The organism is Citrobacter sp. wls716, from assembly GCF_005280975.1.
Classification (GTDB): domain Bacteria; phylum Pseudomonadota; class Gammaproteobacteria; order Enterobacterales; family Enterobacteriaceae; genus Citrobacter; species Citrobacter youngae.
The window spans coordinates 147,702-166,124 of sequence record NZ_SZWX01000038.1 but is presented as its reverse complement, the minus strand read 5'-3'; the positions used below and the strand labels follow the sequence as shown (position 1 = coordinate 166,124).

Sequence of the window (18,423 nt, the reverse complement as noted above, 5' to 3'; positions counted from 1 at the left end):
TACGCCCTGTCGTCCTGTTCGGGGCGCATTCTAACAGAAAAAGAAAACGTTTGCGTAGGGATTTCCTTTCCACGCGTAAATAAAAATGGCGCTGAAAAAATCTTCAACGCCATACCGTTTTATGCCTCTTCGGGCACTGCCGGATAGCGGTAAAAACACCGTATCCGGCCTGAATCAGAGCTGCGCCGTAAACAGCGCAATCCCTTAATTAGGGGTGTACCCCATCACGACGCCACTCAGACCAGAGATCTTCTGCAGCTCGCCCAGCGAGTTTTTCAGCTTATCTTTGGAGGCGTCCGGCCCCACGAGAATGCGGGTTATTTTACCCTGCACCGGCGTTGACGGGGAAGTATATACCCGGAAGCCCGCGCCACGAAGTTTACCCACGATCTCATTGACCTTATCCGCATTTTTCAGCGCACCGAGCTGTACAACGTACGCTTTGCCGGTCGGCGCTGGCGGTTCCTCAGCAGCCGGTTTAGGCGCTGGGGCTGGCGCAGGAGCAGGCGTCGGAGCGACGGCAACAGGCTGCGGCTTCGGTTTGGGTTTCGGCTGCTCTACGGGCGCTGGGACAGGATCTAACTCCGCGCTGTTTGCCGTCGTCAAACGTGAAGGATCCAACGATGGCGCGGCAGCATCTCCCGCACGCACCTCTTCTGCCGCCCCTTCCGGCGGCTGGGTCGGCAGCGCCTGCGTTGCCGCTGGCATCATATCTGGTTCATCGCGATCGCCGGGTTTCGGCACCAGAGGGATCGCCGCAAACTCATCCTGATAATGTTTTTTCTGCCCGTCAAGCAGCCCAGGGAGCACAATCACCCCCAGCGCGACCAGCACAATTGTGCCGACTAATCGATTCTGAAACTTACTCGCCACCGCTTCTCCCCACGTCTATTACTTCCATGACATGTGCGACAGTGTGAAACGATCCACACACCAACACGGTATCTTCTGGCTTCGCCTCAGCCAGTGCCGCAGACCATGCCTGCGCCACGCTATCGTAGGCGTCGCCTTTGCCCAGATGCTCCAGCAGTTGTTCTGCCGTTGCGCCACGCGGCCCTTCCAGGGGCGCACAGTACCAGACGTCAACCACGCTTTTTAACCAGGCTAACGTACCGGCAATGTCTTTATCATGTAGCATACCGATAACCGCAAGTACACGCCCGCTTTTCACTAACTTTTTCAGACGTCCGGTCAGATACTCTGCCGCATGCGGGTTATGGGCAACATCGAAAATCACTCGCGGCGACTCGCTCACAATCTGGAAGCGTCCCGGCAAAATCGCGTGTTCGATGCCGTCACGAATGGCCTGCTCGCTAACGTTCAGCCCGCTTGCACGCAGCGCGGCCAGTGCGGTAGCAGCGTTAGGTTGTGGAACCTGCGGCAACGGCAGATGCGCCAACGTTCCGTGAGCGTCCGTAAATGACCAGTCGTCCTCAGTGACCGCATAGCGCCAGTCCACGCCGCAGCGTTGCAAAATTGCCCCGCACTCTTGCGCGACATCCGCGATGGTGTAAGGCATTTCAGGTTCGCCGACGATAGCCGGTTTCTCTGCACGGAAAATGCCCGCTTTCTCACGACCAATGCTTTCACGATCCGGACCCAGCCAGTCGGTATGATCAAGCGCAATACTGGTGATCACCGCCACATCAGCATCAACGATATTGGTGGCGTCAAGGCGCCCGCCCAGCCCCACTTCCAGAATAACGACATCCATCTGCGCCTGTTTAAACAGCCAGAGCGCCGATAACGTACCGTATTCAAAATAGGTCAGAGAAATGTCGCCACGCGCGTCTTCGATCTCAGCAAACGATGCGGTATGCGCTGACTCCGGCAGTTCACGCCCCTGCACGCGCACGCGCTCCGTGTAGCGCACCAAATGCGGCGAACTGTACACCCCGACTTTATAGCCTGCTGCGGTCAGCACCGATTCCAGCGTACGACATGTCGTGCCTTTTCCGTTGGTTCCTGCCACCGTAAACACAAATGGCGCGGGTTTCAACACACCCAGTTTGCGCGCCACCTGGCTTACACGTTCAAGGCCAAGATCGATGGTTTTACTGTGCAGGTTTTCCAGATAAGAAAGCCACGACGCCAGGGGCGACGCGGCTTGAGGAATACGTTTATTGTCCATGATGCCTGTAATTTTATGACGTAGAGAAAAGCAAAAGGGCAGAGCCAGTGGCCCTACCCTTATCAGCTATCAGGCCTCTGATTCCTGATCGGGTACCGGAGGCACCACCTCGCCTTCACGCGGCTCATCCGGATTCGGCGCAGGAAGATTCATCAGCTTCGCCAGAATGCTTGCCAGTTTCAGGCGCATTTCCGGACGGCGGACGATCATATCGATAGCGCCTTTTTCAATCAGGAACTCGCTGCGCTGGAATCCCGGCGGCAGTTTCTCACGTACGGTTTGCTCGATAACACGCGGACCTGCAAAGCCGATCAGCGCTTTCGGCTCAGCAATGTTGAGATCGCCCAGCATCGCGAAGCTTGCGGAAACACCACCCATTGTTGGGTCGGTCAGTACAGAAATATACGGTAAACCGCGTTCCTGCATTTTCGCCAGCGCTGCAGAGGTTTTTGCCATCTGCATCAGAGACATCAGCGCTTCCTGCATACGCGCCCCGCCAGAAGCGGAGAAGCAGATCAGCGGACAGTTATCTTCCAGCGCCTGTTCGACGGCACGGACAAAACGCGCGCCGACCACAGAGCCCATGGAGCCGCCCATAAACGCGAACTCGAATGCTGCAGCAACGACCGGCATACCATGCAGCGTGCCTTTCATCACCACCAGCGCATCTTTCTCGCCGGTTTCTTTCTGCGCAGAAGCCAGTCTGTCTTTGTATTTTTTGGAATCACGAAACTTCAGCACGTCTTTCGGCTCAAGCTCGCTACCCAGTTCCACAAGAGAACCTTCATCTAACAGGCTATGCAGGCGATTGCGCGCCGACATGCGCATATGATGGTCACACTTCGGACAGACCTCAAGATTACGTTCCAGCTCAGCACGGTATAAAACCTGACCGCAGCTATCACACTTGGTCCACACCCCTTCAGGAATGCTTGCCTTGCGGGTGGGAGTAATGTTGCTTTTAATTCGTTCAATCCAGCTCATTGGTGACCTTTCTGCCTGAACCCTAGTCAGCTTTGTTATAAGGGGCGCATAATGCCATTTTTGCCCCTAACAGACCATGAATGTTGCACATTAAAACATAACAGCCCGAAACTTTGGATAAAAAAGTGGTCGAACCGCTGAGTTACTTTCTATTTTGCAGCCCGTGACGCAGCACGCTTATGGCGAATCACTTCAATTACGCCCGGCAATACGGAAAGAACGATAATCGCCACAATCAGTAATTTCAGGTTTTCCTGAACGATCGGCAAATCGCCGAACAGGTAGCCTGCGTAGGTGAATAACAATACCCACAGCAGCGCGCCTACGACGTTATACATCGCAAAATGACGGTAGGACATGTGTCCCATCCCGGCAACAAACGGCGCAAATGTCCGTACGATAGGAACGAAACGCGCAAGAATAATGGTTTTACCGCCATGACGCTCATAGAACGCATGGGTTTTATCCAAATAGCTGCGGCGGAAAATTTTGGAATTTGGGTTACTGAACAGCTTCTCGCCAAACAATCGCCCGATGGTGTAGTTCACCGCATCGCCCACAATCGCCGCCACTATCATTAACGCCACCATCAGATGAACATTAAGATCGTTCGTTGGCAGCGCAGAAAGCGCACCAGCAACAAACAGCAGCGAATCGCCTGGCAGGAACGGCGTCACCACCAGTCCCGTTTCGCAGAACAGAATCAAAAACAGAATAGCGTATACCCAGATACCGTATTCCGCGACCAGCTCCGCCAGGTGCACATCAATGTGCAGGATAAAATCAATAAGAAAGTAAATCAGGTCCATAGTTATGCCTTTATACGACTCAAATTAGTCCGCCAGAAATAGCGGGCCCATAGGCGGTTTTGGCAGGTCGAACCGATCCGGGTAATCTACTGCAACCAGATACAGTCCTTCCGCTTTCGCCGTTGCCGCTGCCAGCGTTCTGTCCTTCGCCGCTAACAGTTCTGCTATCCAGCTCTCCGGCTGGTTGTGGGCACCTACTTCCATCAGGCTGCCGACAATATTCCTGACCATATGATGTACAAAGGCATTCGCTTTAATATCCACCACCACATACGCACCGAAACGTTCAACGTTAATGTGCATCACGTTACGCCACGGTGTGCGCGACTGGCACTGTACCGCCCGAAACGAGGTAAAATCATTTTCGCCAATCAGACACTGGGCTGCACGATGCATACGCTCAGCGTCCAGCGGCTCATAGTAATGGGTTACCCCTTTACCTAAAATCGCAGGACGCAACCGATGATTGTAGATGATGTAGCGATAACGGCGAGCCGTAGCGCTAAATCGGGCATGAAAATCATCAGGTACAGCTTTCACCCAGCGTACAGCGATGTCACCAGGTAAATTCGCATTTACCCCCAGTGTCCAGGCCGCATCTTTACGCTGTGCCGTCGTTTCAAAGTGAACAACCTGCCCTGTGCCATGAACGCCCGCATCCGTGCGTCCCGCACAAAAGACATTAATGCGTTCATTCGCCACCTGAGAGAGCGCTTTTTCCAGTTTTTCCTGAACGCTACGCACTTCGTTCTGGCGCTGCCAGCCATAATATTTGCTGCCATCGTACTCAATGCCCAGCGCAATTTTATGAGTTGACGGCTGTTGCAGGTCAGACATTAGTACAGGTACTCCTGCACCAGTTTTTCCGCAATTTTCACCGCCATTAACGCGCCGCCAAAGCGCACGTTGTCTGCCACAGACCAGAACTGAACTTGCTCAGGCATGCCGTAATCGTTATGCACGCAGCCAATGGAAAGGTGCGGAGTACCTGACGCGTCGCCAACCTGAGTCGGGAAATCGGTCTCTTCTGACAGAACAATATCTTCACCACGAGAAAAGGCATCACGCGCCTCTTCTGCGGCCAGCGGGCGCAGCGCTTCAAAATTCACCATCTGCGCATGACCGTAGAACACGGGTGACTGCACGATGCTGGCTGAAATTAACAGGCCGTCATCCTGCATAATCTTGCGCACTTCATCAACAATACGACGCTCTTCCCGCACGCTACCTTCGCGATCGGGCAGCAGCGGCAGCATATTGAACGCCAGCTGACGACCAAAGAAATCATCTTCGTCAATCGGGATGCCGTTAAGCAATTTCGCGCTTTGTCCGGCCAGTGCGTCTACGGCTTTTTTACCGTGAGCGGAAGCCGAGATAATGTTGGTTACCGTAATACGTGAGAGGCCACCGTCATCGATCAGCGGTTTCAGCGCGGAAAGCAGTTGGCTGGTCAGGCTGTTTGGCACCGCAATCACATTGCGGTTACGGTAATCCGCCAGCACGAACGGGTTAACGTCCGGGACGACCAACGGAACGTCAGGCTCGAGCGCAAACAGACCACTGCTGTCAATAACCAGACAACCGGCATTGGTTGCTTCTTCAGCCCATGCCGCAGTGGCTTCAACGCCCGCGACAAAAAATGCCAGCTGAGCCTGGGTCCAGTCAAAGTCAGCGACATCCTGCACTATGACCGATTTACCGTTAAAACGCAGATGCTCACCGGCACTTTCATTGCGTGCCAGCGCATAAATTTCACCGACCGGGAACTGGCGTTCAGCCAGCGTATCGAGCAGGGCTTCGCCTACGGCGCCCGTTGCGCCCAGAATGGCAATATTCCAGCCTTCAGACATGGTGATTTACTCCAAGAAATACGTAAGCGTCCCTGTCGCATTATTCGACAGGGAGCATTAAGAAGACATTAATGTGCCGGATGATGAACGGCGTTAAAACCCAGCTTACACAGCAGGGCAGCAGCGGCTGCGTCGTCACACATCACATATAAAGACGACCATTCACGGCGCTCAAGATAATTCTTGCGCAGTTTATCAAATTCACCCGGAATTCCAGCGACTTTGCGCAGTGGCGCATCGTCGCGGCGCACATCATACACTAAATGAACCAACCTTTTCAGCGTTGGCTGATCTAACGGGCCATGCAGGGTGATACGACCAAATTCCGGTGCGGGTAACAGGGTACTGAGCGCAACGTGCTGCTCGTGACCAATAAACTTACTATAGGCCTCAAAGACCTGCGTGGTGCCACGCGCTTTTCCTTCGAGGGTATACCCGGCAATGTGCGCCGTGCCAATATCGGCTTTCTCCAGCAACGCCACATTGAGATCCGGCTCTCCTTCCCAGACATCCAGCACAACGCTCAGCGACTGACCGGCATTCAACCGGTTCAGCAATGCTGTATTGTCGATGACCGGCCCACGGCAGGCGTTGATCAGAATAGTGCCCGGCTTCAGTCGGCTAATCAGCGCATCATCCGCCATGTGCAGCGTTTTGTAGGGTCCGTCTTTAAACAGTGGCGTATGGAAAGTCAGCACATCAGCTTGCTCTACCAGTTCGTCCAGTGAGCGGAAATCGCCCTCGTCGCCCCGATCGGCACGCGGTGGATCGCACAGCAAGGTACGGATCCCCAGCGCTTCCAGGCGCGCCTGCAAACGCCCGCCCACGTTGCCCACGCCCACAATACCCACGGTACGATCGCGTAAAGCGAAGCCATCACGCTCCGCCAGCATCAACAATGCTGAAAAAACATATTCCACGACCGCAATCGCGTTACAGCCGGGCGCGGCGGAAAAACCGATCCCCGCCTGCGCAAGCCAGGCGTCATCCACATGGTCTGTGCCAGCGGTTGCCGTACCGACAAATTTAACCGGTTTTCCGCTAAGCAGTGATTCATTTACTTTCGTCACCGAGCGCACCATTAAAGCATCCGCATCATCCAGTTCAGCAACGGGAATCGGACGACCGGGAACCGCTTTGACCTCCCCCAAACGACTGAACAGTTCGCGGGCATAGGGCATATTTTCATCAACGAGGATTTTCACGTCTTTCGCACCTGTTTGAGAACGAGAGTTAACCGGGCAAGTGTGCCATAATCTCGCCGCCAGGCATACTGCGAGACCTGGCCAGGACAGATTTAAGGAACAGAGATGATGCAGCCCATTTCAGGTACGCCCGCCCGCCCTCCCGGCGAAGGCCAAAATGCCCCTTCCGCTGCGGGTGAACAACCGTTATCCACGCAACAACGTACCGTACTGGAACGACTGATTACCCGTTTGATTTCGCTTACCCAACAGCAAAGCGCTGAGGTGTGGGCTGGAATGAAGCACGATTTGGGCGTTAAAAACGATACACCGCTGCAGTCACGTCACTTCCCCGCAGCAGAACAAAACCTGAATCAGCGTCTGGGGGTTGCTCAGCAGAATCATGCTAACCGTCAGGTTCTGTCGCAGCTCACTGAATTACTGAGTCAGGGAAATAATCGCCAGGCGGTGAGTGATTTCATCCGTCAACAGTACGGGCAGACAGCGCTCAGCCAGCTCACGCCAGAGCAGTTGAAGAACGTGCTCGCGCTGTTGCAGCAAGGGCAGCTTTCAATACCGCAGCCACAACAGCGGCCGGCAACCGATCGCCCTTTATTACCCGCCGAGCACAATACGCTGAACCAGTTGGTCACTAAGCTGGCGGCCGCCACGGGAGAGTCGGGGAAAATGATCTGGCAGTCAATGCTGGAGCTGTCTGGCGTAAAAAGCGGCGAGCTGATCCCCGCCAAACAATTTACGCATCTGGTGACATGGTTGCAGGCGCGTCAGACCCTCAGCCAGCAAAATGCGCCGACGCTGCAAACGCTCCAGGCGGCGCTAAAACTGCCGCTGGAGCCAAATGAGCTAACGGCAATAAAAGAGTACGCACAGCAGACGTATCAGATCCAACCACAATCGATTCTGACCACGGTGCAGGTGCTGGACTTGCTCAATCAAATCTTCCTGCGCCGCGTGGAACGTGACCGGGAGCAGGAATTAAACGATCCGCGTCATCTTCAACCCATTTTCAGCCCGTTCGCACCAGTGATTGAAACGGTAAAAACGCTGTCGGCACGACCGGGGCTGATGTTTGTCGCCTTGCTGATCGCATTAGCCCTGTTCTGGTTGCTTGCTTAACCTTTTCGCAGAGTCAGCAGCGTCACGAAAATGCCCACCACCGCGGAAATCGCCCCGGCAAGGAATACCGAGGAGTAACCGTATGCAGTGGCCAGAACCCCGGCAACCGGACCGCTTATGCCGTAGGAGATATCCTGAAATGCGGCGTAACCGCCCAGCGCCGTACCGCGAACCTGCGCGGGTACTCGCTTCACGACCTCGACGCCCAGCGCCGGGAAGATAAGCGAACACCCGGCCCCGGTTAATGCCGCTCCAAGCAGTGCAACCCAGGCTGTTGGGGCCTGCCACAGCAGAATCAGACCCGCGGTTTCAACCAGCAAAGAGACAACGGCAACCTTCACGCCGCCGAACCGGTCCGGCATCCAGCCAAACAGAATGCGCATCAGCACAAACGCCCCGCCAAATGCGGTCAGGGTGAACCCCGCCATCGTCCAGCCGTTGCTGACAAAATAGAGTGAAATAAATGTACCGATCACCGCAAAGCCAACGCCCTGCAGCGCCAGGCCCAGGCCCGGTTTCCAGATAAGCCCTACCACACTCCATAACGAAGGACGCTCTCCTGCATGTGCAGGCACTTTGCGCACGGTGCCATTGAATGCCCATGCCAGCAGCGGTAATACCATCGTGGTTCCTGCCAGCGCCGCAAAGCCAAAGTGGCTGTGGATCAAAAGCCCCAGCGGCGCCCCCGCGGCCAGCGCGCCGTAAATCGCCATCCCGTTCCACGACATCACCTTGCCGGAACGCGTTGGCCCAACCAGCCCCAGCCCCCAGGTCAGCGTTCCGGTGAGCAACTGGCTTTCGCCAAAACCAAGGATCAAGCGCCCGACAATCAACAACGCAAACTTCACCGGAACGGAAACGGGCAATAGCGCGGCTAACAGCCACGCCGCGCCCGCCAGCGCACAGGCAAACATCCCCTGTAGCGCCGAACGTTTAGCACCATATTGATCGGCTAAGCGCCCGGCGTAGCCGCGCGTTAATACCGTTGCCAGAAACTGTACGCCAACGGCGATACCGACCATGGTGTTGCCATAGCCCAGCTCCTGGTGCACAAACAGAGGAATGACGGGCAAAGGTAAACCGACCGTCATATAGGTCAGGAAAACCGCAAAAGCGATACGAAACAGCGAAAAATTCGCCGAAGGTGTTTTTTCTTGTTGGGTTACAGCTGTCATGCGTTACTCCAAAATGCAGAGTAAGGCGAGGAATGTCCACGCCCCCTCTACCTGACTATCAGGATTAAGGTGCGTTGGATAACGTTAAACGCTTACGCATTATCAAGAGGATAATGTTGAAGCTGGAGTCTGCCTGCGAGTGGCCCTGGCTGTCAACTGTGAAAGCATAGCAGTGCGTTTCAAAGCGATGACTTCTCTACGAACAAAAAGGGAAATACCGCTTCAACGCCTTTCGTTCTGAACCGCCCGGTTACCTGTTCACGCTGCTGCGGCGTCAGGAGCAGGAACATCATATCCCAAATCTCTTTGGGTCCTGCTTCCTGCACGATGTTGCAATCTGGTGCTTCTGTTTTCTCATTTTCATTCAGATACGAGCGTACATACAGTGGGAACACAGAAATATGAAATTCCTCGGCCTTAGATTTCGCTCGCTTGCGCTTAACGCCCTCTTTCCCTTCACTGTAGGTATTTAAGCGCAGGCGTACAGCGGGTGCGCTTCCAGGAAACCCCGGTAATTCAAGACACTCCTTGACCGTGAACCACTCTTTTACCATCAGTTTCTTTCCTTTCTGCTGATGAAATAAAAATATTTTTTCTTTTTCGCGAAATTTCAAATTAATTCTGGCAATATTCCTACGACAAAAAGAAAGTAACGTTCTTTTGTCTTTCTAATTTATAACCTGAAAAATATCGGTGCCGATAACACATCTTCTTAGGATTACAGAATGGAACAAAAAAGCCAAGACTGGCATCGTGCAGATATTAAAAGTGCACTGGAAAAAAGAGGTATTACACTCAGAGAGTTGTCACGTTCGGCAGGTTTATCTCCTGACTCGCTGCGTAATGTATTTACCCGCAACTGGCCCCGAGCAGAACAGATCATCGCACAGGCGCTGGAAACCACGCCGGACGTGATTTGGCCGTCACGTTATCTCTCAAAATCAGCAAAAAAAAGCCGTTGCAAAGAATAATCATTAATTATAAATACATCTTCAAGAATTTGCCCAGCAAATTGATTAATATCTCAATTAAATATATTTATGATATTAATAGCACTATCGGCTATTCCCATCGGATTAAATCCTGTTAAAGCAATACACGAACTTATTACATATTCCATCAACAGGAGTCATGATGAGCTGGAATAAAACAACAGCAGTTAATCACGCTAAATCACACGCGAGTTCACATTCTCAAGGACGCTGCGCGGAATTTACCCGCAAAGCCATTCAGGCAGGAGGTATCACTCTTGGGCATACTTATCATGCTAAAGATTATGGTCCCATGCTAAAAAGTGCCGGTTTCAGCCCTATCGGCACATTTGAACAACCCCGGGAAGGCGATGTCGTCATCATTCAGCCTTATGAAGGAGGAAACCCAAGCGGGCATATGGCGATATTTGACGGTCAGGCGTGGTACTCCGATTTTAGACAACGCGATATGTGGGCCGGACCTGGCTATCGGGCGGCAAAACCGTCATACACTATTTACAGGAAGCAGTAATGAAAGCATTCTCGTTGATTGCTCTGGTGCTGTTACTTTGCGGCTGCTCTACACCGCGCCACGATAGCTCCCGGGATGTAAAACAATTCTATCTCGCGTGGATGTCCGCCTACACACAAGAGCGGGATACATCCGCACTCATGCAACGCTATGTGGCGAAAGACGTTATCAATCGTCTGGCGCTGATTGACGGCCTTTATGAGCAGGAAATTCTGGACTCGGACTACTTTATGTACGTACAGGATTACGACCCGGAGTGGATCCCGCTGTTACGGGTTGGACCGGCTCAACCTTTTCTCGGTGGCGAAAAGGTGGAAGTACAATTAGGTGGGCCGACAGGTGAAGTCCCCATGCTGTTGGAGGTATATACGCGTTGGGAAGACAGGCGCTGGAAAATTTATCGCGTTCGCGATATTAGCGATCGTTATGAACAGCCCATCTACAGTACCGGGGATATTACCCGTGCGAAAGCTTGGTCTGCGAAGATCGCACCGGAGTACGAAAAGATGAATAAGTAAAAAAGGGAGCCTGACGGCTCCCTTTCGTGTACTGCATTAGCCGGGACTTATGCTTTCAGCTTACGCATAACCAGCGTGGCGTTGGTGCCGCCAAAACCGAAGCTGTTAGACATAACAGTCGTCAACGCTTGCTCGGTCGGTTTAGTCACGATGTTCAGACCTGCAGCCTGCTCGTCCAGCTCTTCAATGTTGATGCTCGGCGCGATAAAACCGTGTTCCAGCATCAGCAGAGAGTAGATAGCTTCCTGAACGCCAGCCGCACCCAGTGAGTGACCGGTCATGGCTTTGGTTGCAGAAATGGCCGGGCTGTTATCGCCAAAGACTTCGCGGATTGCGCCCAGTTCCTTCACGTCGCCTACCGGAGTAGAAGTACCGTGGGAGTTCAGGTAGTCGATCGGCGTGTCTACGCCGTGCATCGCCATCTGCATGCAACGTACTGCGCCTTCACCAGACGGAGCAACCATGTCTGCGCCATCGGACGTTGCGCCGTAACCGACGATTTCCGCATAGATGTGCGCGCCACGGGCCAGAGCGTGTTCCAGCTCTTCGACCACCACCATACCGCCGCCGCCTGCGATAACAAAACCGTCACGGTGTGCATCATAAGTACGGGAAGCTTGAGACGGGTTGTCGTTATATTTGGTAGACAGCGCGCCCATTGCGTCGAACTCGCACGCCATTTCCCAGCACAACTCTTCGCCGCCGCCAGCAAAAACGATGTCCTGCTTGCCCAACTGAATTTGTTCAACAGCGTTGCCGATACAGTGTGCAGAAGTTGCACAGGCGGAGCTGATGGAGTAGTTGACGCCGTGGATTTTGAACGGCGTTGCGAGGCAGGCAGAAACGCCGGACGCCATCGCTTTGGTGACCACATACGGGCCAACCGCTTTCAGACCACGCGGGCTACGCATTGCGTCAGCGCCGAATACCTGAAAACGCGGGGAGCCGCCGCCGGAACCTGCAATCAGGCCAACGCGCGGATTGTTCTGATAATCTTCTGCAGCCAGGCCGGCATCAGCCACTGCCTGCTCCATAGAAAGGAAAGCATAGATGGATGCGTCGCTCATAAAGCGCACTACTTTGCGGTCAATGAGGCCAGTGGTATCCAGTTTTACGTTGCCCCAAACGTGGCTACGCATGCCGGAGTCCTTCAGCTCCTGAGAGAAAGTGATCCCTGAACGTCCTTCACGCAGAGATGCCAGGACTTCCTGCTGGTTATTACCGATGCTGGAAACGATGCCCAAGCCAGTAATCACTGCACGTTTCATTCAATACCTCTGTAAGTCGCACTATTTTAAAGTTTCGAGTGGCACAATAGCGTACACTTGTACGCCGAACAAGTCCGATCAGCCATTTTGTGTGGAAATTTGCGCAGCCAGGCACTCCTCGTTAAGATCGGGGCACAGCCTGTCAGACGAGTAACTTACGTGAAACAATACGCTATACAACCTGCCAACCTTGAATTCAACGCTGAGGGTACACCTGTTTCCCGAGATTTTGACGATGTCTATTTTTCCAATGATAACGGGCTGGAAGAGACACGTTACGTCTTCCTTGGCGGCAACCACCTCGCCGAACGTTTTCCTGTGCACCCACGCCCGGTGTTCGTGGTGGCAGAAAGTGGCTTTGGTACCGGGCTAAACTTCCTCACGCTCTGGCAGGTATTCGCCACCTTTCGCAACGCACACCCTGACGCTACCCTGGAAAGATTACATTTCATCAGTTTTGAAAAATTTCCGCTGACGCGTGAGGATCTGACACTAGCGCATCAGCGCTGGCCGGAACTGGCGTCGTGGGCAGAGCAACTCCAGGCACAGTGGCCACTGCCGCTGGCGGGTTGCCATCGTCTAGTGCTTGATGAGGGGCGGGTTACTCTGGATCTGTGGTTCGGCGACATCAACGAACTCACCAGTAAGCTGGACGAGTCTCTGAACCAACAGGTTGATGCCTGGTTCCTGGACGGCTTCGCCCCAGCCAAAAATCCGGATATGTGGACGCCAACACTCTTTAACGCCATGGCCAGACTGGCCCGACCAGGCGGTACGCTGGCGACCTTCACTTCGGCTGGTTTTGTACGCCGGGGATTGCAGGAAGCCGGATTTACGATGCAAAAATGCAAAGGTTTTGGTCGCAAACGTGAAATGCTCTGTGGCGTAATGGAACAAACTCAGGCGCTGCCTTCCTCAGCCCCCTGGTTTGCACGTACGGGAACTGAGAAGCGCGAAGCCGCCATTATTGGCGGCGGTATTGCCAGCGCATTGCTGTCTCTGGCGCTACTGCGTAGAGGCTGGCAGGTCACACTCTATTGCGCGGACGATAAGCCTGCGCAGGGCGCATCCGGTAATCGCCAGGGCGCGCTCTATCCGTTACTCAGCAAGCATGACGCGGCTATTAATCTCTTTTTCCCCACCGCGTTTACCTTCGCCCGTCGACTGTATGACACCCTCCCCGTTGAGTTCGCGCATGACTGGTGCGGCGTAACGCAACTCGCATGGGACGAAAAAAGCCAGCAAAAAATCGCCCAGATGTTGTCCCTTGAACTGCCCGAAGCGCTCGCCGTCGGCGTGGACGCCGATCAAATTTTGCAAACAACAGGCGTAGTGACCGAATGTGATGGCATCCAGTACCCGGCCGGCGGATGGCTGTGTCCGGCGCAGCTTACCACTGCCGTTCTCGAGTATGCGACAACGCTTGGGTTACGTACTTACTACCAACACACACTGACCTCACTTGCTCATCAAACCGATAGCTGGCAGTTGCAGTTCGCCAGCGGGGAAGCGGCAACACATGAGGTCGTGGTTCTGGCTAACGGACATCGCATTAACGGCGTTGAACAGACGCAGTCGCTACCGGTGTACTCCGTAGGCGGTCAGGTGAGTCACATTCCTACTACGCCTTCGCTTTCAGCGCTGCATCAGGTGCTGTGCTATGACGGCTACCTCACGCCGCACAACCCGCAAAATCAGCAGCACTGCATTGGCGCCAGTTATCATCGCGGAAGTGAAGAAACGGTGTATCGTGCTGACGATCAGCAGCAAAACCGTCAGCGCTTAATAGATTGTTTCCCGAATGCCGCGTGGGCAAAAGAAGTAGACGTTAGTGGCAATGCCGCACGTTGTGGAGTGCGCTGCGCCACGCGCGATCATTTACCGATGGTCGGTAATGTGCCGGACTATAACGCCACACTCAGCCAGTACGCCACGCTTGCCGAAGACAAAGAGCATGCTTTAAGCGCACCGGTATACCCGGATTTGTTCATGTTTGGCGCGCTGGGGTCACGTGGGTTATGTTCTGCCCCGCTATGTGCAGAAATTCTGGCCGCGCAAATGAGTGGTGAACCGATCCCAATGGATGCCAGCACGCTGGCGGCGCTGAATCCGAATCGTCTGTGGGTACGGAAGTTATTGAAGGGTAAAACGGTGAAATAAAAGGATGGGGTGTCAGCCGATCATTGCCTGATGGCGCTACGCTTATCAGGCCTACAAACACCCGCCCACATAGGCCGGATAAGACACCTCAGTGTCGCCATCCGGCACACGCTACTGTACTTATTGTTTTGTCGCCTTCAGGAACAAGGTGTCCCACATCTCTTTCACTAACGCCTGGTCACGCGGCGAGAGTTCGCCCGCGCTGATGGCTTTCTCCAGACTGCTGGTCACATTGGCGTACAATGCCTCAGCCGAATGGTCCTCGCCAGCATCCAGCTCAGCAACGGCCAGCGTCAGGTGTCCACGCAAATAACCACTGGCAAACAACTCATCATCGCTGGCGTGCTCTACCATATCGTCGATTAATGCCAGAATGCGTGATTCAAACTCCGCGATCATCTTCTTTCCTCATTGTAAACGTGGCAGCGGCGTCAGTTGAGCGCTTCGGGCCACGGGAATTGTTCCGCCTTAAGTTCAGGCGTGTGATAATAATTCTGTAACGCGTTAATGAAACGCGCCGGGCGTTCAGGGATCCCCTTGTCCAGATACTCCATCACCTGAGCATGAACACGGCGCTGGAATACCACGCGATCCGGTTCAAAGTCCCCTTCCAGGTTGTCGCAACTGACGTTAAACGGGTAGCCCGCCGCCATGCAAAACAGCCAGTCAAACGCCTGCGGCTTCACTTCTACATCTTCAAACTGGCATTGCGTCTTCGCGTCGCGTCCGTCCGGACAGTACCAGTAACCGAAGTCGACCAGCTCACGACGCGCCTTTCCCGCAATACACCAGTGTGAAATTTCGTGTAACGCACTGGCGTAATAGCCATGCGCAAAAACGATACGGTGATACGGTAATTCCGCATCCGCAGGAAGATAGATCGGTTCGTCGTCGCCTTTAATCAGACGGGTATTAAATTCATCGGCAAAGCAGCCGTTAAAAATCTCAATTAACTGTTCGTAGTGATGGGTATTATTCATTAGTTCATCCCCAGCCAGTGGAGAATCTCCTGTCCATGATTATCATAAAGTAGCTTGGCGCTCATCACGGCGGAGACAATAACGATCATTGGCCGAATGAGTTTTTGTCCTTTGCTGAGCACCAGTCGAGAGCCCATCCGTGCGCCAATAAACTGGCCAATGAGCATCACAAATCCGGTCGCCCAAATCACTTTGCCGCCGAGGGCAAACAGCAACAGCCCACCGATATTCGATGTGGCATTTAATACTTTGGCATGGGCCGTCGATTTCGCCAGGTTGTATCCGCACAGCATGACAAAGGCCAGCGCATAGAACGAGCCTGCCGCCGGACCAAAAAAGCCATCGTAAAAGCCGACACAGCCCCCGGCCACCAGCGCGAAAGGCAAACCGTGCAGTCGACGCTGTCGGTCCTCTTCCCCGATTTTCGGCATCAACAGAAAGTAAAGGCCAATACAGATAACCAGAACCGGCAGGATCTGGCGCAAAATGTCTGACTGCACATGCTGAACCAGCAGCGCGCCGCTCATTGAGCCGATAAAGGTCATGAAGATATTGAGCTTCTGATCCGCCAGATTAACCACGCCACGACGAATAAAATAGAGGGAGGAAGAGATAGATCCCCCGCAGGCCTGCAATTTATTGGTGGCCAGAGCTTGCGCAGGTGGCATCCCGGCCGCCATCAATGCCGGGATGGTGAGTAAACCACCGCCTCCGGCCAAAGAATCAATAAAACCTGCCAGCATCGCCACAAAAAAAAGCACACCTAACAGCAGTGGCGTCACCATAAACAGAGAGGCAAAATGATCCATTAGAGTACATGCTCGTCCAGTAGCGCCTGGCAGGAAGGCGGCAACGGCGGCGGTGTCTTCTTCTCAGGCTTGGTGGTTCCAGGTTTCGGAGGTTCGAACCAGCTTTGCAGCTCCGCGCCGCAGCCGTCACCCGGTGGCGGTAACGGTTGATCTTCGCACTCAAGGCTGTCGGCAGGGCAACGTAACCGGACGTGCATATGCGCACGGTGCTGGAACCATGGCCGCACTTTACGCAACCAGTCCCTGTCGGTCCCTGCATCCAGACAAAGTTGTTGCTTAATCGCCGGATTCACGAAAATACGCGTTACTTCATTATCTTTTGCAGCCAGCCTTACCAGGCTGAAAATCTCCGGCTTCCACAGGGACGGTACAACACGTTTACCATCCTGCGAGACCAGATCTAACGCCTGTGGCCGCAGCAGTTGTGACTGGGTCCAGCGCGTTTTCGGCAGTTGCAGGAAAATATCCACATCCAGCCCGGTCTGGTGACTGGCATGACCGCCATTAAATCGCCCACCGGCCGGCATGCCCATATCACCGATTAACACCGTGCCCAGCCCCTGACTATTAGCCTGATTACTCAGACGCTGGATAAACCTCACCAGATCCGGATGGCCAAAGTAACGACGCTGATCGGTGCGCATTACCTGATAGTGTTCTGACTGTACAGGCAGCGTCTCTGCGCCAACTATACAGCCATTGGAAAACGCGCCGATAGACTGCGCGCTGCCCGCAACCGGATGGGTAATTTTCTGCCAGGGCGTCGCCGCCAGACAGGCGGTACTGGCAAACAGAGCCAGCGCCGCAAGTGCCGTTTTTTTCATTTTTACCAGCGTGGAATATCGGTCTTCACATCCGCATTTTGCGCCCGCTGACGCAGCAAGTGATCCATCAACACGATCGCCAGCATTGCTTCAGCGATCGGCACTGCGCGGATCCCAACGCACGGATCGTGACGACCTTTAGTGATCATGTCGACTTCTTCACCAAAGCGATTAATGGTGCGCCCTGGTACGGTAATACTGGACGTCGGTTTCAGCGCCATATGGGCAATAATTTGTTGCCCGCTGCTGATCCCGCCCAAAATGCCGCCCGCATGGTTGCTCTGAAAACCGTCTTTGGTGATTTCATCGCGGTTCTGACTGCCGCGCAGCGCTACAACGTCAAATCCGTCGCCAATCTCAACGCCCTTAACGGCATTAATGCTCATCAGCGCATGGGCGATGTCGGCATCCAGACGGTCGAATACAGGTTCGCCGAGACCCGCAGGTACGCCGCTTGCAACAACGGTTACTTTCGCCCCGATGGAGTCGCCCTCTTTCTTCAGCCCGCGCATCAGTTCATCCAGTGCTTCAATTTTATCCGGGTCCGGGCAAAAGAAGGGATTCAATTCGACCTGAGACCAGTCCTTGATCTCCAGCGGAATATCACCCATCTGCGTCAGGCAACCGCGAATTTCGACGCCGAATTTTTCCGCCAGATATTTTTTGGCAATCGCGCCAGCCGCAACGCGCATCGCCGTTTCACGTGCGGATGAACGTCCGCCGCCACGGTAATCGCGCAGGCCATATTTCTGCTCATAGGTATAGTCGGCGTGTCCTGGACGGAAAACATCCTTGATCGCGCCATAATCCTGTGAACGTTGATCGGTATTTTCGATTAGCAGGCCAATGCTGGTGCCGGTAGTAACGCCCTCGAATACGCCGGAGAGGATTTTCACCTGATCCGGCTCGCGGCGCTGCGTAGTGTAACGCGAAGTGCCAGGACGACGTCTGTCGAGATCGTGCTGCAGGTCAGCTTCTGTCAGAGAAATGCCCGGCGGAACACCATCGACAATACAACCGAGCGCCAGCCCGTGTGATTCGCCGAAGGTGGTTACGCGAAAGAGTTGCCCAATTGTATTTCCTGCCATCAC

General features: G+C 54.1%; 20 protein-coding genes. 5 read left to right on the top strand and 15 right to left on the bottom strand.

What is annotated here, in order from left to right; translation table 11 throughout:
- Nucleotides 1-204: 204 nt before the first annotated feature.
- The 7 genes from dedD to pdxB form a co-directional block, all read right to left on the bottom strand.
- Nucleotides 205-873 carry a cell division protein DedD gene (gene dedD / locus FDX24_RS14330; protein ID WP_061068227.1) on the bottom strand — a complete coding sequence of 223 codons (669 nt, stop codon included), beginning with the start codon at nucleotides 871-873 and terminating at the stop codon, nucleotides 205-207.
- Nucleotides 863-2,131, bottom strand: a complete 1,269-nt coding sequence (folC, locus tag FDX24_RS14325; protein WP_048211055.1) for a bifunctional tetrahydrofolate synthase/dihydrofolate synthase — start codon at nucleotides 2,129-2,131, stop codon at nucleotides 863-865. Before folC ends, dedD begins: the two co-directional genes overlap by 11 nt.
- Nucleotides 2,132-2,200: 69 nt before the next feature.
- Nucleotides 2,201-3,115: an acetyl-CoA carboxylase, carboxyltransferase subunit beta gene (accD, locus tag FDX24_RS14320; RefSeq protein ID WP_115601722.1), complete on the bottom strand. Its 915-nt coding sequence runs from the start codon at nucleotides 3,113-3,115 to the stop codon at nucleotides 2,201-2,203.
- 149 nt (nucleotides 3,116-3,264) lie between these two features.
- Complete coding sequence (locus tag FDX24_RS14315; protein WP_003028140.1) at nucleotides 3,265-3,924, bottom strand: DedA family protein; 660 nt, start codon at nucleotides 3,922-3,924, stop codon at nucleotides 3,265-3,267.
- A gap of 24 nt (nucleotides 3,925-3,948) precedes the next feature.
- Nucleotides 3,949-4,761, bottom strand: a complete 813-nt coding sequence (gene truA, locus FDX24_RS14310) for a tRNA pseudouridine(38-40) synthase TruA (RefSeq protein ID WP_061068229.1) — start codon at nucleotides 4,759-4,761, stop codon at nucleotides 3,949-3,951.
- Nucleotides 4,761-5,774 carry an aspartate-semialdehyde dehydrogenase gene (locus tag FDX24_RS14305; RefSeq protein WP_115643128.1) on the bottom strand — a complete coding sequence of 338 codons (1,014 nt, stop codon included), beginning with the start codon at nucleotides 5,772-5,774 and terminating at the stop codon, nucleotides 4,761-4,763. The genes truA and FDX24_RS14305 overlap by 1 nt, the downstream gene beginning before the upstream one ends.
- Nucleotides 5,775-5,842: 68 nt before the next feature.
- The gene (gene pdxB, locus FDX24_RS14300) at nucleotides 5,843-6,979 is read right to left on the bottom strand and encodes a 4-phosphoerythronate dehydrogenase PdxB (protein ID WP_137364507.1); all 1,137 of its coding nucleotides are present in this window, start codon (nucleotides 6,977-6,979) and stop codon (nucleotides 5,843-5,845) included.
- Between the two features lie 108 nt (nucleotides 6,980-7,087).
- Between pdxB and flk the strand changes: the two genes are divergently transcribed.
- Nucleotides 7,088-8,095 (top strand): flagella biosynthesis regulator Flk, encoded by a 1,008-nt coding sequence (gene flk / locus FDX24_RS14295; RefSeq protein ID WP_121585493.1) that lies wholly within the window; start codon nucleotides 7,088-7,090, stop codon nucleotides 8,093-8,095.
- On the opposite strand, the gene FDX24_RS14290 is transcribed toward flk, so the two are convergent.
- Both FDX24_RS14290 and FDX24_RS14285 read right to left on the bottom strand, forming a co-directional pair.
- Nucleotides 8,092-9,270: an MFS transporter gene (locus FDX24_RS14290; RefSeq protein WP_121584856.1), complete on the bottom strand. Its 1,179-nt coding sequence runs from the start codon at nucleotides 9,268-9,270 to the stop codon at nucleotides 8,092-8,094. The genes flk and FDX24_RS14290 overlap by 4 nt on opposite strands.
- Nucleotides 9,271-9,449: 179 nt before the next feature.
- Nucleotides 9,450-9,824, bottom strand: coding sequence for a hypothetical protein (locus FDX24_RS14285; RefSeq protein ID WP_048212552.1), 375 nt, complete (start codon nucleotides 9,822-9,824; stop codon nucleotides 9,450-9,452).
- Between the two features lie 171 nt (nucleotides 9,825-9,995).
- On the opposite strand from FDX24_RS14285, the gene FDX24_RS14280 reads away from it, so the two are divergent.
- The 3 genes from FDX24_RS14280 to FDX24_RS14270 all read left to right on the top strand — a co-directional run bounded on the left by FDX24_RS14280 (nucleotide 9,996) and on the right by FDX24_RS14270 (nucleotide 11,291).
- Nucleotides 9,996-10,241 (top strand): helix-turn-helix domain-containing protein, encoded by a 246-nt coding sequence (locus FDX24_RS14280; RefSeq protein ID WP_061068232.1) that lies wholly within the window; start codon nucleotides 9,996-9,998, stop codon nucleotides 10,239-10,241.
- A gap of 163 nt (nucleotides 10,242-10,404) precedes the next feature.
- Complete coding sequence (locus FDX24_RS14275) at nucleotides 10,405-10,773, top strand: hypothetical protein (RefSeq protein WP_061068233.1); 369 nt, start codon at nucleotides 10,405-10,407, stop codon at nucleotides 10,771-10,773.
- A complete protein-coding gene (locus FDX24_RS14270) occupies nucleotides 10,773-11,291 on the top strand; it encodes a YbjP/YqhG family protein (protein WP_137364506.1) in 519 nt (172 codons plus the stop codon). The genes FDX24_RS14275 and FDX24_RS14270 overlap by 1 nt, the downstream gene beginning before the upstream one ends.
- Nucleotides 11,292-11,338: 47 nt before the next feature.
- Here the strand turns inward: FDX24_RS14270 and fabB are convergent, their stop codons facing one another.
- The gene (gene fabB, locus FDX24_RS14265) at nucleotides 11,339-12,559 is read right to left on the bottom strand and encodes a beta-ketoacyl-ACP synthase I (RefSeq protein WP_005129715.1); all 1,221 of its coding nucleotides are present in this window, start codon (nucleotides 12,557-12,559) and stop codon (nucleotides 11,339-11,341) included.
- A 159-nt stretch (nucleotides 12,560-12,718) separates the two neighbouring features.
- Here fabB and mnmC point away from each other — a divergent pair, with 159 nt between their 5' ends.
- Nucleotides 12,719-14,719: a bifunctional tRNA (5-methylaminomethyl-2-thiouridine)(34)-methyltransferase MnmD/FAD-dependent 5-carboxymethylaminomethyl-2-thiouridine(34) oxidoreductase MnmC gene (mnmC, locus tag FDX24_RS14260; protein ID WP_170973073.1), complete on the top strand. Its 2,001-nt coding sequence runs from the start codon at nucleotides 12,719-12,721 to the stop codon at nucleotides 14,717-14,719.
- A 120-nt stretch (nucleotides 14,720-14,839) separates the two neighbouring features.
- On the opposite strand, the gene FDX24_RS14255 is transcribed toward mnmC, so the two are convergent.
- The 5 genes from FDX24_RS14255 to aroC are packed head-to-tail and all read right to left on the bottom strand — an operon-like array spanning nucleotide 14,840 to nucleotide 18,420.
- The gene (locus tag FDX24_RS14255; RefSeq protein ID WP_048211045.1) at nucleotides 14,840-15,118 is read right to left on the bottom strand and encodes a YfcL family protein; all 279 of its coding nucleotides are present in this window, start codon (nucleotides 15,116-15,118) and stop codon (nucleotides 14,840-14,842) included.
- A 32-nt stretch (nucleotides 15,119-15,150) separates the two neighbouring features.
- Entirely contained in the window at nucleotides 15,151-15,699 is a 549-nt protein-coding gene (locus FDX24_RS14250; RefSeq protein WP_005129723.1) for an elongation factor P hydroxylase, read from the bottom strand.
- Nucleotides 15,699-16,508 (bottom strand): sulfite exporter TauE/SafE family protein, encoded by an 810-nt coding sequence (locus FDX24_RS14245; protein WP_137364504.1) that lies wholly within the window; start codon nucleotides 16,506-16,508, stop codon nucleotides 15,699-15,701. Before FDX24_RS14245 ends, FDX24_RS14250 begins: the two co-directional genes overlap by 1 nt.
- Entirely contained in the window at nucleotides 16,508-17,332 is an 825-nt protein-coding gene (gene mepA / locus FDX24_RS14240; protein ID WP_061068236.1) for a penicillin-insensitive murein endopeptidase, read from the bottom strand. Before mepA ends, FDX24_RS14245 begins: the two co-directional genes overlap by 1 nt.
- A 2-nt stretch (nucleotides 17,333-17,334) precedes the next feature.
- Nucleotides 17,335-18,420 carry a chorismate synthase gene (gene aroC / locus FDX24_RS14235; protein ID WP_048211043.1) on the bottom strand — a complete coding sequence of 362 codons (1,086 nt, stop codon included), beginning with the start codon at nucleotides 18,418-18,420 and terminating at the stop codon, nucleotides 17,335-17,337.
- Between the last annotated feature and the right edge of the window lie 3 nt (nucleotides 18,421-18,423).